The following is a 645-nucleotide window of genomic DNA, read 5'->3' as shown; positions in this document are numbered from 1 at the left end:
AGTACGAGTCGTGCCGGCTCCAACGGCCGCAACGCCGGTATCGACGACTACTTCGTCGACACGGGTGCTACTTCGGCCAGCGTGGCCGGTACTCGGCGGGGGTCACGCCGACGCGCTTCTTGAACACCGTCGTGAAATGACTGGTGCTCGAGAACCCCAGGCGGGCACTGATGTCGGCGATCGAGTAGGCGGGGTCGGCGAGCAGTGCCCTCGCCATCGCAATCCGCCGGTCGAGCACGAACTGGCGTGGAGTGGTGTGAAACGTCGCGGCGAATGCCTTTTTGAACGTGTCGACCGTCATGTCGACCTGATCAGCCAGGGCCGCAACGGTACTCCCCAACTCGACGCTGCCCCCGTCGATGTAGTCGACCAACCGTGCTTGCTCGTCCTCGCCGAGTAGGCGATCGCTACGAACGCTGGGAGTGCCTCGCTCTGTGAACGAATCGATGAGATGCAACCGCATCGATTCGTTGAGCGCCGCAGCGAGCAGCTGCGCGGTCCCGTCGGTTCGTGGTGCGAGTTGTCGCATTCGCTCGATGAGCTGGAGCGTGAACGGATGACGAGGCCGTACGATCGGTAGGTCTGGCCCAGCGAACAATGTTGTTGGTAGGGCGATTTCGCAATGCTCGATGACCGGTCCGTATG

The 645-nt window shown here is 62.6% G+C and carries 1 protein-coding gene; it reads right to left on the bottom strand.

Features of this window, described 5'->3' with window-relative positions; translation table 11 throughout:
* Positions 1–67: 67 nt before the first annotated feature.
* Positions 68–645, bottom strand: a 578-nt coding sequence (locus RM704_RS44590; RefSeq protein ID WP_311593580.1) for a helix-turn-helix transcriptional regulator, incomplete at its 5' end; no start/stop codon positions are given.

This window comes from Streptomyces gottesmaniae (genome assembly GCF_031845845.1).
Lineage (GTDB): Bacteria > Actinomycetota > Actinomycetes > Streptomycetales > Streptomycetaceae > Streptomyces > Streptomyces akebiae.
This window is presented reverse-complemented; position numbering and strand designations above follow the sequence as displayed.